The organism is Paenibacillus glycanilyticus (assembly GCF_051200795.1).
Lineage (GTDB): Bacteria > Bacillota > Bacilli > Paenibacillales > Paenibacillaceae > Pristimantibacillus > Pristimantibacillus glycanilyticus.
Genome location: NZ_CP195155.1, coordinates 2,309,528 through 2,325,051 on the forward strand (window position 1 = coordinate 2,309,528; position 15,524 = coordinate 2,325,051).

The 15,524-nt window shown below is 49.5% G+C and carries 14 protein-coding genes and 1 other RNA gene; 9 read left to right on the plus strand and 6 right to left on the minus strand.

The genetic code is table 11. The features are described 5' to 3' along the window. Positions 1–7 precede the first annotated feature (7 nt). Entirely contained in the window at positions 8–3,043 is a 3,036-nt protein-coding gene (locus tag ACR9FF_RS10435; protein ID WP_435170888.1) for an efflux RND transporter permease subunit, read from the plus strand. Between the two features lie 185 nt (positions 3,044–3,228). On the opposite strand, the gene ACR9FF_RS10440 is transcribed toward ACR9FF_RS10435, so the two are convergent. The 3 genes from ACR9FF_RS10440 to ACR9FF_RS10450 form a co-directional block, all read right to left on the minus strand. After that, positions 3,229–4,416 carry a putative glycoside hydrolase gene (locus ACR9FF_RS10440; RefSeq protein ID WP_435170890.1) on the minus strand — a complete coding sequence of 396 codons (1,188 nt, stop codon included), beginning with the start codon at positions 4,414–4,416 and terminating at the stop codon, positions 3,229–3,231. Between the two features lie 185 nt (positions 4,417–4,601). Then, positions 4,602–4,790 carry a hypothetical protein gene (locus ACR9FF_RS10445; RefSeq protein WP_174806585.1) on the minus strand — a complete coding sequence of 63 codons (189 nt, stop codon included), beginning with the start codon at positions 4,788–4,790 and terminating at the stop codon, positions 4,602–4,604. A 149-nt stretch (positions 4,791–4,939) separates the two neighbouring features. Continuing rightward, positions 4,940–5,779 (minus strand): YitT family protein, encoded by an 840-nt coding sequence (locus ACR9FF_RS10450; protein WP_127496565.1) that lies wholly within the window; start codon positions 5,777–5,779, stop codon positions 4,940–4,942. A gap of 159 nt (positions 5,780–5,938) precedes the next feature. Here ACR9FF_RS10450 and ACR9FF_RS10455 point away from each other — a divergent pair, with 159 nt between their 5' ends. The 4 genes from ACR9FF_RS10455 (at position 5,939) to ACR9FF_RS10470 (ending at position 9,186) form a co-directional block, all read left to right on the plus strand. Next, positions 5,939–7,531: a DEAD/DEAH box helicase gene (locus tag ACR9FF_RS10455; RefSeq protein WP_201004977.1), complete on the plus strand. Its 1,593-nt coding sequence runs from the start codon at positions 5,939–5,941 to the stop codon at positions 7,529–7,531. A 94-nt stretch (positions 7,532–7,625) separates the two neighbouring features. Then, positions 7,626–8,411 (plus strand): YesL family protein, encoded by a 786-nt coding sequence (locus ACR9FF_RS10460; protein WP_435170892.1) that lies wholly within the window; start codon positions 7,626–7,628, stop codon positions 8,409–8,411. Between the two features lie 52 nt (positions 8,412–8,463). After that, positions 8,464–8,646, plus strand: a non-coding RNA gene (gene ssrS / locus ACR9FF_RS10465) — 6S RNA. A 156-nt stretch (positions 8,647–8,802) separates the two neighbouring features. Beyond that, a complete protein-coding gene (locus ACR9FF_RS10470; RefSeq protein WP_127496562.1) occupies positions 8,803–9,186 on the plus strand; it encodes a DUF1499 domain-containing protein in 384 nt (127 codons plus the stop codon). A gap of 67 nt (positions 9,187–9,253) precedes the next feature. On the opposite strand, the gene tpx is transcribed toward ACR9FF_RS10470, so the two are convergent. Beyond that, positions 9,254–9,772: a thiol peroxidase gene (gene tpx / locus ACR9FF_RS10475; RefSeq protein ID WP_127496561.1), complete on the minus strand. Its 519-nt coding sequence runs from the start codon at positions 9,770–9,772 to the stop codon at positions 9,254–9,256. Between the two features lie 99 nt (positions 9,773–9,871). Here tpx and ACR9FF_RS10480 point away from each other — a divergent pair, with 99 nt between their 5' ends. Together ACR9FF_RS10480 and ACR9FF_RS10485 are read left to right on the plus strand one after the other, a co-directional pair. Next, positions 9,872–10,519: a rhomboid family intramembrane serine protease gene (locus ACR9FF_RS10480; protein ID WP_435170895.1), complete on the plus strand. Its 648-nt coding sequence runs from the start codon at positions 9,872–9,874 to the stop codon at positions 10,517–10,519. A gap of 32 nt (positions 10,520–10,551) precedes the next feature. Next, positions 10,552–11,469: a LysR family transcriptional regulator gene (locus tag ACR9FF_RS10485; protein ID WP_201004983.1), complete on the plus strand. Its 918-nt coding sequence runs from the start codon at positions 10,552–10,554 to the stop codon at positions 11,467–11,469. Positions 11,470–11,530: 61 nt separating this feature from the next. Here the strand turns inward: ACR9FF_RS10485 and ACR9FF_RS10490 are convergent, their stop codons facing one another. Together ACR9FF_RS10490 and ACR9FF_RS10495 are read right to left on the minus strand one after the other, a co-directional pair. Then, positions 11,531–12,217, minus strand: a complete 687-nt coding sequence (locus ACR9FF_RS10490; protein ID WP_127496558.1) for a zinc metallopeptidase — start codon at positions 12,215–12,217, stop codon at positions 11,531–11,533. A 52-nt stretch (positions 12,218–12,269) separates the two neighbouring features. Beyond that, positions 12,270–12,710 carry a MerR family transcriptional regulator gene (locus ACR9FF_RS10495; protein WP_127496557.1) on the minus strand — a complete coding sequence of 147 codons (441 nt, stop codon included), beginning with the start codon at positions 12,708–12,710 and terminating at the stop codon, positions 12,270–12,272. A gap of 343 nt (positions 12,711–13,053) precedes the next feature. Between ACR9FF_RS10495 and ACR9FF_RS10500 the strand changes: the two genes are divergently transcribed. Next, on the plus strand, positions 13,054–14,412 hold the full coding sequence (locus ACR9FF_RS10500; RefSeq protein ID WP_127496556.1) for an ammonium transporter: 1,359 nt from the start codon (positions 13,054–13,056) through the stop codon (positions 14,410–14,412). Positions 14,413–14,452: 40 nt separating this feature from the next. Continuing rightward, complete coding sequence (locus tag ACR9FF_RS10505; protein WP_435170898.1) at positions 14,453–15,520, plus strand: DUF294 nucleotidyltransferase-like domain-containing protein; 1,068 nt, start codon at positions 14,453–14,455, stop codon at positions 15,518–15,520. Positions 15,521–15,524 lie beyond the last annotated feature (4 nt).

The window sequence follows — 15,524 nt, forward strand, 5'->3', positions numbered from 1 at the left end:
GGAAGGTTTGAAGAGCATTATCAAGTTTTCGCTGAATAACAAATTTGCTTTATGGATCATGACGGTTATCGTCCTGTTCGCGGGCCTGTACTCCGGCCTGAACATGAAGATGGAGACGCTGCCGGACATTACGGTGCCAATCGTCAGCGTAACCACGGTGCTGCCCGGCGCAGCGCCGGAAGAAGTAATGGAGAAAGTTACGAAGCCAATCGAGCAGCAGACACGGAATATGGAAGGGGTAGACAGCGTCAGCTCGACCTCCTTCGAGAATGCATCGTCGGTCATCATTCAATATAAATTCGGTACCGATATGGATAAGGCGGAAAGCGATGTAAAAAGCCTTCTTGCCGACTTGAAATTGCCTGAAGGAGCGCAAGATCCGGATGTATCCCGGATCAGCCTGAATGCCTTCCCGGTCATTTCTCTTAGCTTCGCGAACGACAAGCAGGATCTGGCGCAGCTGACCGATCTGGTCAACTCCAGTGTTTTGCCTGAACTGCAAGGGATTTCTGGCGTGGCGGATGTTCAGATTTCCGGCCAGAACGTGATGCAAGGGCAGCTTGCGTTCGATCAAGCTAAGCTTGCGCAGCTTGGCCTGACTGAAGATGCCGTAAAAGGCATCATTCAAGCCTCCGCAATGAAAGCTCCGCTTGGGATCTTCGAGTTCGGCGATACCGAGAAAGCGGTAGTTGTTGACGGCAACGTATCTACGGAAGAAGATCTGAACAATCTGATTCTGATGCCGAACGTTAAGCTTAGCGATGTGGCGAAGCTGACGGTTGAAGGCAAAGCGGAATCGGTATCCCGCACGAACGGCAAGGATTCCATCGGCATTAACATTGTAAAAGCGGCGGATGCCAATACGGTTGACGTTGTTAACAACGTGAAGGATGCCATTAAGGTTATGGAAGAGAAGAACGATGGCCTGACGATCGTTACAACGCTCGACCAAGGCAAACCGATTGAGAAATCGGTTGAGACGATGATCACGAAAGCGGTTATCGGTGCTTTGTTCGCGGTGCTCATCATCATGATCTTCCTGCGCGACATCCGTTCCACGATTATTGCTGTCGTATCGATTCCATTGTCGATTCTGATTGCGCTGCTCATCTTGAGCCGGATGGATATTACGCTTAATATTATGACGCTTGGCGCCATGACAATCGCGATCGGGCGGGTTATCGACGACTCGATTGTCGTTATCGAGAACGTGTACCGCCGTATGGCGCTTAAAGGCGAGAGGTTGAAAGGCAAAGAATTGATTCTGGATGCGACCCGCGAAATGTTCGTTCCGATCATGTCCTCGACGATTGTAACGATTGCCGTATTCCTTCCGCTGTCGTTCGTATCCGGCATGGTTGGCGAGATCTTCACGCCGTTTGCCTTGACCGTCGTATTCGCCCTGCTCGCCTCCTTGCTTGTTGCGATTACCGTCGTACCAATGCTGGCTCATATGATGTTCAAGAACGGCATCAAGGAAGGCAAGGCTGTAGACCACGACAAGCATGGCCGACTGGCAACCTGGTACAAAGGCATTCTGTCATGGTCGCTTAACCATAAAGTCGTTACCTCCCTTATCGCGATTGTTCTGCTTGTAGGCAGCCTCTCGCTAACGCCGCTGATCGGCATGAGCTTCCTGCCTGGCGATGAGCAGAAGTCGATGATCGTGACTTACAACCCGGCTCCGGGCGAAACGAAGGAGCAGGTTGAGGAAATGGCGCTGAATGCGGAAAAAGAACTGATGAAGCGCGAAGGCATTGATATCGTGCAGTACGCGGTAGGCGGACAGAATCCGATGAGCCCCGGCGCATCGAAGCAAGCTTTGTTTAACCTGACTTACGATGAAGACATGAAGAACTTCTCCGAAGAGAAGGACCAGATCGTTCCGCTGCTTCAGAAGCTGGGCGGCAAAGGCGAATGGAAAGAGCAGAACTTCGGTGCTGGCGGCGGCGTAGGCGGGTCGACGATCTCGATGGTCGTATACGGTCCGGATATGGATTCGCTTGATCCCGTTGTTGCCGATCTGATGAACAAGCTGAAAGAAAATAAAGATCTGGAGAAAGTGGACTCGAGCCTCTCCGAGCGTTATGAGCAATACCGCATCGTAGCGGATCAAGCGAAGCTTAGCCAATACGGCCTGACTGCCGGTCAAGTGGCAATGGCGCTTAGCCCGGTTAGAGAAAATCCGGTATTGACGACAATCAAGAAAGACAATGAAGACGTAAATGTATACGTTAAAGTGGATACAAAGACGTACAAGGAAAAGTCCGACCTGGAAAACGTCAAGCTTAAATCGCCTGTTACCGGCGCAGAGGTAGCTCTGAAGGATGTCGTTACCATTGAAGAAGGCAAGTCTCCGAACACGATTACCCGTCTTGACGACCGCATCAATGCGGAAGTAACGGCTGACGTGGTATCGTCCAATGTTAGCGCCGTGTCCTCGGATCTTCAGAAAACGATTGACGGCATGAAGCTGCCGGCAGGCGTTGAGATCAAAATGGGCGGCGTAACGGAAGACATGCAAGAATCGTTTATGCAGCTTGGCTTGGCTATGCTTGCCGCTATCGCTGTTGTTTACCTGGTTCTTGTTATTACATTCGGCGGAGGGCTTACACCGTTTGCCATCCTGTTCTCGCTGCCGTTCACCGTTATCGGTGCATTGGTTGGCTTGTGGATCGCGGGGGAGACAATCAGCGTGACCGCTCTGATCGGTATGCTAATGCTTATCGGCATCGTGGTAACGAATGCGATCGTACTCGTAGACCGCGTCATTCAGAAGCAAAAAGAAGGCTTGACCGTTCGCGAAGCGCTGCTTGAAGCAGCGGGCACTCGTCTGCGTCCAATCCTGATGACCGCTATCGCTACGGTTGGCGCGCTTCTGCCGCTGGCGTTTGGTTTCGAATCGGGCGGCCTGATCTCGAAAGGGATGGCGATCACCGTTATCGGCGGTCTGATCAGCTCGACGCTGCTGACTTTGATCTTCGTACCGATGGTCTATGAATTGTTCAACCGCAAGAAAAAAGCTAAGGCTATTGTTGAGTAATTTATACAGAATTTAAGAAAGGCTTCTTCGATCCGTAATTGATCGAAGAAGCCTTTCTTTTTGCGGTCAGCGGAGGTTATTTCGAGTCGGGCGTGACTTTTGCGCGTTTATTTCAACCAATAACTAGTTGATCAAGAAACAAACCGCAAGGAACGACCGACCGAAATAACCGGAGCGTCGGAGCGTCAGTATTTGACGCCCTCAGAATAATTGTTTCCGGCATTCCATAACAGGTATTCGTCAACTCCGGCGTCATGGAGGGCTTTGATTTGGGCTTCCACCTCCGCAGGGCCGTACTTGATATAATGTCCTTTGCCCAGCCAGCTGGCAGTGAAATCCTGAATCCAAGGACGGATGATCGGCTTCTTGTCTCCGATCGGATCGAGCTTTTTATGCGTATCCTTCATTGCTCCGGCAATGGTGGCATACGGACTCTTGTCCGGATCCTGCTGGTCGAACCACCCTGCGCCGTAATGGCTTGGATAGATCATAGGAGAGATAACGTGAACATCGCTTGATATCTTAACAAAGTCTTGGCCAATGCCTTCAGCGGCAGGCACGGACGCGGCATAGCCGAATATATCGACGGAAACCCGGACGCCAAGCGGCTCGAGCTGCTCTCGTGCGTATTTCACGAAGCCGGCTACTGCGTCAACCCGGCTTTGTTCGGTTTTGGTGAACGTTAGCGAATCCGCCTTTTTCTCGAATCCTTCCGGGAAGCGGACGTAGTCGAATTGGATTTCTTTAAAGCCTAATTTCACGGCTTCCTTGGCAACTGCGACATTATAGTCCCAGACTTCGCGGATATACGGATTTACGAAGCTGTCTCCTTTGCCGTTAGCCCATAAGGAGCCGTCCGCGTAACGGTAGGAGTACTCGGGATGCTTTTTCGCCAGAACCGTATCCTTGAAGACGACAATCCGGGCAATCGGATAGACCTTGTGAGCCTCCAGCTTGGACATCAGGGCCTGGATGTTAGAGATGTATTTCTGCGTGGTGCCAAGCTTCAGCAGCTCGGGCGCTTGTGTCGGATAGGTTATGTATCCGTTATCATCTTTAATGTCGATGACCATGCTGTTAAGCTCTGTATCGTCCATTAGCTTCAGCAGAGAGTTCAGACGCGATCCACCGGCACTGTAAGCCGTTACGTAGACGCCTTTGACGGTTGGGGCATCCGGCTGGGGATCGGCCTTAAAGCCGTCTCTGAGCGCTTCTGGCGTTGCGGTGGTCATTGCCGGTACGGCTTGGATAATCGTTTTTCCTGCGGCTGCGTTAAAAAGAGAGGCAGCTAGCTGTTTCGAGGCGGCATTTTCTTCTCCCGTTCCCGTAACAAGATGATACAAAAGCATCAGCGTCGAAAAGATAATGTCCATAATTATGCCCTCTCCCCGTTAGCGTTTTCATCCAAATTATAAAGCAGAAGAAGGAATCGTGGCATTATTTTTTTCGGTCAGGCCTCTTTCTAAGCAGGCAATTGTTTCATGTCTTGGGCGCAAACAAAAAGCCTGCCGGCTTAAAGCCGGCAGGCTAAACTTTCTAGATTTTATACCCCATCTTGTCATTGCAGTAAAGCCTGTATTTGATGCTCGCAAATGCTATGCTGCACAATTTCCCTTGCATCTTCCGGTTCCAGAACGGCTAATCCATCCCGCAGCACGATGTTGATCGCAAGCTCGCGCTTCGTGAGGAAAGAACTTAGCTCGGGCACCAGCTTTTCCACAATCTGTGACAATGTGACTGTTTCCATATCCACCTGAGCATCACCCTTTCATCATAGGTTCAGGGCAAATCATATGGCAAGAAACCAAAGTTAACGGGATAACCACATTATAACAGGATGAAATGCAAAAACATAGGGATATGTATATGATTCCATGTTTGTCTATTATAACTGGGCTAATCCTTCGACCGCCGGAAGTCGCCTATAACCCCGACGGTTTCCACGATATTAACGAAAGCGCGGTTATCGATCGAGGCAATCGTTTTTCGCAGCTCGGCAAGCTCGTACCGCGTGCGGACGGTCATCAGCATATCCTGCTCGGCGGACGTATAGGCGCCTCTGGTCTTGATGATCGTAATGCCGCGAGGATGGCTTAGCAGCTTCGTAAGCATCTCCTCCGTCTTGGTGGTTATAATAAAGGCTGTTACTTTAATATGCCGGACATGGATGATGTCGACCACTTTCCCTGCGATATAGATAGACAGCAGGGAGTAGAGCGCGAGATTCCAATCCTGCGTATAGAGGACCAGGGCCGCGATGACGAGGCCATTTAGGGTGAAAATGATGGAACCGACCGGCAGATCCCTTTTTCGTGTTATAATGGATGCGATGATGTCAAATCCCCCTGAGGAGCCACCGTACCGAAGTGTCATACCGGTGCCGATGCCAAGTATAATGCCGCCAAAAACAGAGCCAAGTACGATATCTTTGGCAATGGCTGCGACAGGAATGAGCTGGAGAAATAACGTTGAGGCCAGCACGGTGTACATGCTCCAAATGATGAATCGCCTTCCCACAATAAACCAGCCCCAGACTAGAACCGGAACATTAAGCAACAAATAGAGCCAGCCGATATTTCCGCCGGTAATATAGCCGATCATCATCGCAACGCCGGACAAGCCGCCGCTCAGCAATTGATGGGGAATCAGGAACAAATTGAACGCGCCGGCAATTAGCAAAGCGCCTATGGTCATAACTACCGCGGTAACCGCAGGTTTAAAAATCCATTTGTTCATTTTTGGTAATCTCCATAAATTGAATTCGCCGAAAATCAGCGGTTGTTAATCTATGGTAGTATGGCTTTTTGCCCATTGCTGGTATTCGTAAGTTGTTATGTGCTATAATGGTTTGGATATTTTTTAGTAGGCTGCAGATAAAAGGAGTATGAGAAAAGTTTGAAAACATTTGCTGAATTTGGCCTGGAACCGAAAGTGTTGCAGGCAATTACGGAGCTTGGATTTGAGGAATCTACCCCAATCCAAGACAAATCGATCCCAATTGCAATGGCAGGGAGCGATATGATTGGTCAAGCACAGACGGGTACAGGCAAAACGGCTGCATTCGGAATTCCACTTATTAACAAAATTCCGACTAGTGAAGAACGTATCGTTGCATTGATTATGACGCCAACCCGCGAGCTTGCTATCCAAGTAGCAGACGAGATCGGGAAGCTGACTAAATACAAAGGTCTTCGTTCACTGCCGATCTATGGCGGACAAGAAATCGGTCGCCAGATTCGCGCGCTGAAAAAGAAGCCGCAAATTATTATCGGTACACCGGGCCGTTTGCTCGACCATATTAACCGCAAGACCATTAAGCTTGAAGATGTACGTACCGTTGTTCTTGACGAAGCGGACGAAATGCTGGACATGGGCTTCATGGAGGATATCCAATCCATTCTGAAGCAAGTGCCGGAAGAGCGCCAAACTTTGCTGTTCTCGGCAACTATGCCTCCGAACATTCAGAAGCTGGCACAGCAATTCCTGAAAAATCCGGAGCATGTAGCGGTTATTTCAAAACAAGTTACAGCACCAACGATTCAACAAAATTATTTCGAGGTTCACGAGCGTCAGAAATTCGAAGCGCTAGCCCGCTTGCTCGATATGGAATCGCCTGAACTCGCAATCATTTTCGGTCGTACGAAACGTCGTGTTGATGAGCTCAGCGAAGGTCTGCAAAAACGCGGATATTCGGCTGATGGCTTGCATGGTGACCTGTCTCAGAACCAGCGCGATAATGTTATGCGCAAATTCCGCGACGGCAGCATCGATGTTCTCGTGGCAACAGACGTGGCAGCACGTGGTCTCGACGTATCGGGCGTAACTCACGTTATCAACTTCGACCTTCCGCAAGACCCTGAGAGCTACGTTCACCGTATCGGCCGTACCGGCCGTGCCGGTAAAGAAGGCTCCGCTTACTCTTTCGTAACGCCTCGCGAAGTGGATCATCTTCACTTCATCGAGAAGGTTACTCGTCAACGCATCAGCAAGAAGCCTTTGCCTAGCCTGGCCGAAGCGATCGAAGGCAAACAACGCCTTACCGCTGAGCGCGTGCTCGAAGTTGTTCAGAATGAAGACTTCACCGAGTACAAAGGCATCGCAATCCAATTGCTGGAGCAATACGATTCCGTGCATTTGATGGCGGCGGCTCTGAAGCTGCTTACCGGCGAGAAGAAAGACGTTAGCGTTGAACTGACGCCGGAAGAACCGCTTCGCGCTAAAAAACGCAAGCCGGATATCCGCTCGAATGGTCGCCGTTTCTCCGGCGGATCGTTTGGCGGCGGCAACCGCGGCGGCGGTCAAGGCGGCGGCGGATACCGCGGCCGTGATGACAGACGCAGCAATGGCGGCGGAGGATCCCGCGGCAGCTATGAAAACCGCAATCGCGACAACAACGGTGGAGGACGCGGACGCAGCGGCGAAGGCCGCAGCAACAGCAGCGAACCGCGCCGTCCGAAATATTCGTCTGAAGACTTCGTAAACAACTAAGGTATGTAGATCAGGGGAAGTCCGTGATGCCTAAACGGGCATCCGGGCTTTCCCTTTTTTCCATAATCATTCTATTAGGGTAGGGGCGAATCAAATGGAACCAAAAGGCCTTGTTGGCGGTTTGTATCGGATTTCCGAATGGATAATGCGTCTGGCGGTCATTAACATCTTATGGCTGGTATGTTCGATTCCGTTTGTATTTATCGCTTGGAGCGGACTTCTTGCAGCCCCGGCGAATACATCTGATTCTGCGATTACCAGTCAGGTGTATGCTACATTAATTATGATGGCGGTTATTGCGCCATTCACCTTGTTCCCGGCTACGGCAGCCATGTTTACGATTGCACGCAAATGGGTGATGGGCGAAGTCGATGTACCTATGTTCAAAACGTTCTTCCGCGGTTACAAAGAGAACTATTTGCAAAGTATGATTGGCGGCATTTTCTATTCGCTTATTCTTGGCATCATGATTATTGATTTTATTGTTTACCAGGATAAATTCAATTTGTTTTCCTATTTGTACCTGGCGATCTGCCTGATTCTCGTTGTTTCCTTATTCAACTTCTTCTCGATGCTTGTGCACTATCATATGAAAACGTTTCAATTGCTGAAGAACGCGATTCTGATTACGATCGGACGTCCGATCCGTTCGTTCTCGACTGCGATTATGGCCGCAGCGGTCATGTACTTCAGTACGCAGTATACGTTCCTTATTCCGTTTTTCATGGGTAGCGTAATTGCTTACCTTTCGTTCTGGAATTTCCACTTGATCTACCGCAAGCTTCAAGATCAGATGGAGAACGAGAAGAAGAAGGCAGCGGCGGAGCAGGAAAACGAGTTTGCGGAGCTTACGGAGTCCGAGAGGGACCGGAACCAGTAAATAGCAAGCAAAGCGAAGTTTACTTTTGCCGGATTTACGTCTATAATAGCAATACATCCTGCGATGTTCGTTTCGGCTTTTCGTTGTTTTGAACCAATGGCTGTTTCTAGGGAGACCAACATTGAAACGCGGCTGACAAGCCCCCAAAAGGGGATCTCAAAAACGTTTCTGCGGACACCCACCTGCGAGAGCGGGTTCAGAAGCATGTAAGTCGGACGGCATTCGCGGGTTTTTTCTTGCCATTATAGTGACCGGCAGTTCCTTGGTTATCCTCACCGGATGATCAAGGAACTGCTTTTGTATGTTGAACCAGGTTAATGGACTTTTTTCATACATATAAACATGCTACAATTATATTGATGTACATAGATGCTAGAGGGGGAGATCATCGTTGTTGAAGCGCACTCTAATCGGACTGCTTCGCAGTCACGAAGCGACGGGCGATAAAGCTAAAGACCCACTGCTCAAATCACATATCTACAAGCTTTCGAAGGAAAAGGCATGGGAGGAAGTTGTGTCCACCCTGAAGAAGATGCAGGGTTACAAGCTGCTCCACGAAGTGAAGTCAGTTGGGGAGATTGTCCTGGAGAAACGTACGATGACAGGACGTACAATGGATATAACGGTTACCGTTATTAGCGTGAATCCTGTTACCTCGGCAGTTGATATTTATTCCGCTTCCAAAGGCTCGTTAGGCGATCTTGGTTCCAATTACCGGGTTATTCTTGATATTTACCGGACGCTGGACAAGAAGCTTGCTGCATTCAAGGCATAAGAAGGAATCACATAATAAATAAAAAAGCGAGGAAGGTAAGCCTTCACTCGCTTTATTTACGCGTAAATTATACGAGAGCTTTAACCGCGTTAATCGCTTGCTCGTAGTTTGGATGTTCCGTCATTTCGGACAGATATTCGACGTATTGTACTTTATCGTTTGCGTCGATGACGAAGATGGAGCGCATATCAAGACCGAATTCTTTTATGTATACGCCGTAAGCTTGGCCAAAGTCATGCGATTTGAAGTCCGACAGCATAACGACTTTATCTACGCCTGCCGCACCGCACCAGCGGGATTGCGCGAATGGAGTATCAACGCTAACTGTCAGCACGATTACGTTATCGCCCAGCGAAGCGGCTTCTTCGTTGAAACGGCGGGTTTGCGCATCGCATACGCCTGTATCGATCGAAGGAACAACGCTGATCAATTTTACTTTACCTGCGAAATCTTTCAAGGATACGGAGTCGACAAGCGATTTGTTGACGGTGAAATCAGGAGCTTGATCTCCCACTTTTACTTCCGGTCCGATTAATGTAATAGGATTGCCTTTAAATGCGGCAACGCCAGTGCGTTCTTGTGACATAATGGATATGTCCTCCTTCTCACGTTTAAGGTTTGTAACAGGTTTTATTATAAGCTTTATGAATCGGGGTTGTCCAATGGTTGGAAGGAGTGATACGTAATGATTTTTTTAAGATACGAAAGCTTTCGGGGTTATTTGCGCGCCTATCCGGTTACTTCCGTCATCATTGCGCTTAATCTCATTTATTTTATTGCAATCGCCGTGACGGGGGATATTAACGACAATTATCATTTAATGCGGTCAGGCGGGTTTGTCAGCTATATGCCGGATAATCCGTACGGGCTTCATGAACCTTGGCGGATCATAACCTCAATGTTTATGCATTCAAGCTTTCAACATATTTTCTTTAATATGTTTTCGATCCTTGTATTTGCTCCGCCTCTGGAGCGGTTATTGAAGCCGGCGAAATATGCCGTGTTTTATCTCTTATGCGGAATTATCGCGAATTTGTTAACCGGAGCGGTTCATGGTCTGTTTGGGGATGACCGGACAATTTATTTGTCCACAGGGGCTTCGGGAGCGATCTACGGGGTGTTTGGAGCGTTTCTCTATATCGCAATCTTCCGCAAGGCATGGCTGGACCAAGGCTCAAGAAAAACGGTATATACGATTCTTGGCTTTGGACTGGTCTTCTCGGTTATCGTGCCTAGCGTAAGCTTGCTCGGGCATGTTGGGGGCGGAGTTGCAGGATTTTTGCTTTACGGCTTATTGGACCGCGCGATGACGAAGAGACGGCGCGTGTATTAGAATCAGGATGTACGGGAGAGATTGGAGACATTATGGAACTACGACAGCTTTATTATTTTGTGAAGGTTGCCAAAAAAGAACATGTGACGCAAGCGGCCGAAGAGCTGCATGTTGCGCAATCTGCGGTCAGCCGTCAAATCCATCAGCTCGAGGAAGAGCTGGGTGTGAAGCTGTTCCTGCAGAAAGGGCGCAACCTGCAGCTGACGCCGGTAGGTCAGCTGTTTCTTAAACGCGCGGAAGTGATCCTTGACGATCTGGAGAGGGCAGTCGTGGAAATTCACGAGTTTATGGATCCGGAGAAAGGGGAAATCCGGCTAGGCTTTCCGCATAGTCTCGGGGTGTCGGTTGTTCCCCAGGTTGTCGCAGCCTTCCGCAAGCTTCATCCTAATGTCAAATTTCGATTCCGTCAGGGGATGTACCCGTCCTTGATTCGGGATATGGTAAAGGGCGAGATTGACCTCGCTTTTATCTCGCCTTTTCCGGATGAGCACGAGCAGGTTTGCGGCGAAGTTCTGCTTACGGAAGAACTGTTTGCTATCCTGCCACCAAATCATCCGCTTGCCGGAGAGCAGGAGATCGACCTTATTCAACTGAAGGAAGATACGTTTGTTATGTTCAGTGAAGGGTACTCGCTTCGGCCAATCGTATGGGAAGCCTGCCAGGAGGCTGGATTTACCCCGAAGATCGGCTTTGAAGGGGAAGAGACCGAGACCATCCGAGGTCTGGTTGCAGCCGGTATGGGGGTAAGTCTGCTGCCGGAGATGGCTTTGTATCATGCGGGTGTGCTGCAATCGGCCAAGGTTCGCGTAAGAACTCCCAATGTCACGCGGAATATCGGCATCATTCATCGCTCTAACGAGAAGATGCCGCTAGTGGCAAAAGTATTCCATGGCTTCCTGCTGAGATACTTTAACGAGCTTGAAGGGAAACAAGGACACAAAGAGAAATAAACGATAGAAAAAGGGCTGTCCCATCGTCATGTGACGATTGGGGCAGCCCTTTTGTTATTGGTTAGTCATCATTGTTCGAAGATGTGAAGATCATAATGTACTTAACCAGCTCCAGCAAAGAGATCAGTGCTGCCGCCACGTAAGTGAGTGCAGCTGCGTTAAGTACTTTGGCTACGCCACGTTCTTCTTCGTTTGTAATAAAGCCTTCAGCTACCATTAAATCGCGTGCCCGATTACTTGCGTTGAACTCGACCGGCAACGTGATCACCTGGAAGGCAACGGCAACGGAGAAGAAGATGATGCCTAGTCCTACAAGGTTCATTGCGTGGAACAGGAAACCGGCGATGAGCAGGAACGGTGCAATGCCGGATGCGATGTTAACGACCGGGAATATCCGGTGGCGAAGCACCAGCATCGGGTAATGGACTTTGTGCTGGATCGCGTGGCCAACCTCGTGGCAGGCAACCGCAACGGCGGAAATCGAGCTTTCATAGTAGACCGGCTCGGATAATCTGACAACGCGGTGGATCGGATCGTAGTGGTCCGACAAGGTGCCGCGTACGGGCTCAATAGGTACGTCATGCAAGCCGTTAGCGTCCAGCATGCGTCTTGCAGCCTGGTAACCGGTCAATCCGTACGCGGTTTGTACGCCGGCCCAACGGTTGAACGTTCCTTTTACCCGGAACTGCGCCCAAATGGATAAACCGAAGGCGATTAGGATAAGGAAGTCCATAGGGTGAAAAAACATGTGATCATACCTCCATCAGAGTGGTCAAGGATTGCATCGATGGGACATATCCTTACATAAACGGCCCCTTGTTAATGAGAAGCATTAACGCCTCGATGCAAGCCGCGGTTTGCGGCATCAAGCGGGTGTACAGCCGGTTTGCTTGTCTCGGCTTAAGCTGTTTGATCACCGGCTCCAGCTCTTTTACTTCGCGTTCCAGCTGGGATAGGTGATGCTGAAGGTCTGTCAGCTTCTGAGACACTTGCTCCTCCGGCGTAACCTTGCTCCAGCCGTCCAAAGCTTCCTTGATTTCGTCTAGCGTATATTTTTCGTTCTTCATTTGTTCGATACGTTTGAGACGGACTAAAGTTTCATCATGGTACAAGCGATAATTTTTGGCGGAACGTTCCGACGGTTCTAGCAGGCCCATTGAGGTGTAATAATCAATTGTCCGAGGGCTGACACCCGCTAGCTTCGCGAGCTCGCCTATACGATAAAGCTTCGTATCCCCAATCTCTCCACCTTCTTTCTATAATACTGTCCCCTAATCATAATCGGAAACTAACCGTACAGTCAAACGTGTTACATGAATGTACAAATTTCGCCTCTTTAATGAAAGTTCGTAGATTCTGATTCCAAAGTCGTAGATTCAAAATGCGAAGAATGGATAGGCTCTAGAACCAATTCCCTAGGGGATTTGTGAAAAAACTTAACATTCCGTTCGTTTTGAGACACGAACGTTAGATTTTTTTTCTATTTTACAAGAATATATATTGTCAAATTAGGTGTTCCTGACTATAATGACATTAAGTCTTTCCTAACATGTTAGTAAACATCACATTAAGGGAGTGGTCGTATTGATTAAGAAAATGGTGTTAACTTTAGCTGCGTTATGCTTGGTGTTCCCGGCAATGGCATTTGCCGATGACCCAACGGCAGGAACACTTAACATGGGAATTAACTCGCTGTGGGTAATGGTAGCCTTCGTGCTCGTATTGCTCATGCAAGGCGGTTTTATCCTTTTAGAAACAGGCTCCACCCGAATGAAAAACGCTGGCCACGTTGCCGGCAAAACGATTTTCACGGCAGGACTTGCGGCATTGATTTACTGGGCGGTTGGTTACGGCTTCGCCTTTGGCGCCGACAGCTCGATTAACGGATTTATCGGATTCGGCGATTTTCTTTTTGATCCTTCTATTATTAGCGTAGATGACGGTCTTCCTACTACCTTGTTCTTCCTGTTCCAATTGGCTTTCGCTGCTGTATCGTTGTCCATCGCATGGGGCGGCTTCGCGGAACGAGCTAAATTGTCCTCTTACTTTATCTTTACGATTGTTTTCGTTGGCGTTATTTATCCAATCGTGGCTCACTGGATCTGGGGCGGCGGCTGGCTTGCAAAAGACGGCGCGCAAGATTTCGCGGGTTCTACCGTTGTTCACTTATCAGGCGCGCTTGCGGCTTTCGCGGCAACTGTTCTGTTGAAACCTCGTATCGGCAAATTTAACAAAGACGGTTCCGCTAATGAAATTTCCGGTCACAACCAAGTGTTTACTGCACTTTCCGTATTGCTGCTGTGGGTTGGCTGGTTCGGCTTTAATGCTGGTTCTACTCTTGCAATCGGCGATGGCTTCTTTGGTTATGTAGGCTTTACTACTATGCTGGGTGCAGGCGCCGGCGCCGTTGCGGCTCTTCTGATCTCATGGGCGGTTAATGGCAAAGCCGACATTACGACTATGCTGAACGGTACTCTTGCCGGTCTGGTTGCCATTACGGCTTCTTGCGCATTCGTAGAGCCTTGGGCTGCCGTTGTTATCGGTTTGGTAGCAGGCGTTCTTGTATTCTACAGCGCGAAATTCTTCGAGAAAATCAAAGTCGACGATCCGATCTATGCGATGTCGGTGCATGGCGCCGCAGGTATCTGGGGTACGCTGGCTAACGGTATTTTCGCAACGGACGAATTGGCTGCAAAAGTTGGCGTTGGTCAAGGCGGTCTGATCGATACAGGCAGCTGGCACCAATTGGGCGTTCAAGCGCTGTCGGTTCTGGTATGCGGCGTGTTTGTCCTTGCGGCATCGTTCTTGGTTCTTTTCCTCATTAAAGTAGCAATCGGCTTCCGCGTAACGGAAGAGCAAGAAATTATCGGTCTTGACCTGAGTGAGCACGGCGCTTATGGTTATCCTGAGCAACTTAAAAAAGGTCAAGGCATCCAAGGTTAAGGCAAGGTTTGTTGGACTGACCTGAGGGGAGAGGCGGCGGATGGGCGATCCGGTGCGTGTGCAGCTTCTGAAGCAAATCGGCAAAGCCGATAACGTGAATGTACTGCGCAATTTGCGGGATCAAGTACACGAGCATATGAAAGGTATTCTCCAGATGAGTCCGGTCGAACAATTCAACGAACAATTAAATGAGCTGCATGATACGCTTATCTGCCGCTCAATCATATTAGCGGAAGCGGAAATGGCACGGTTGGGGATGGGTTCTCCCCCCGTGCCTTACGCGTATCTATTGTTCGGCAGCGGAGGACGTCTGGAACAGACGCTGTCGAGTGATCAGGACAGCGGTATTGTGTTTGAAGACTCCGCAAGCGATTCGGAGGAAACAACGGCTTATTTTCAGCAATTAACCTCAATCATCGTCTCGATGCTGCATCAGTCCGGTTATCCGTTATGCGAAGGCAATGTGCTGAGCAACAACCCGGAATGGTGCATGTCGTTAACCGAATGGAAGGTCAAGCTGAATGGCTGGTTTAGAGAACCTTCCTGGGAAGCTGTGCGGTACTTGTTGATTTTGGCGGACGGAAGGTCGGTTTACGGCGATCATCGTCTCGCATTTGAGCTAAGAGATCAATATTTCAATAATGTAATAGAGTATCCGAATATCACGCGGCGAATGCTGGACAATACCATGCGTCATAAAGTGCTGCTCGGATTATTCGGTCATCTGCTGAAGGAACAATACGGATCGGATGCCGGCAGTCTGGATATCAAATACGGCGCTTATATCCCCCTAGTGAACGCGATTCGGCTTCTGGCCGTTCAAGCGGGCATCCGCGAGACGTCAACGTTGTCGCGAATCCGCACGCTTGCCCTCCACGATCAATTGCCATCGGAGGAGGCTGCGGCATATGAGCAGGCCTTCCTGCTCTTTCTCCGGCTTCGGTTAATGACAACGGAGCAGAATGAGGACGGCCTATATGCCAACAACGGTAAACTCTCCAGCCGGAGCTTGTCGAGAGAAATGACCGAGGAGCTGAAGAGCGCGTTAAAAACCGGCAAGAAGCTACAGCGCAAAGTGTTTAAACGGACAACGGGAAGGCTTATGTAAGGCG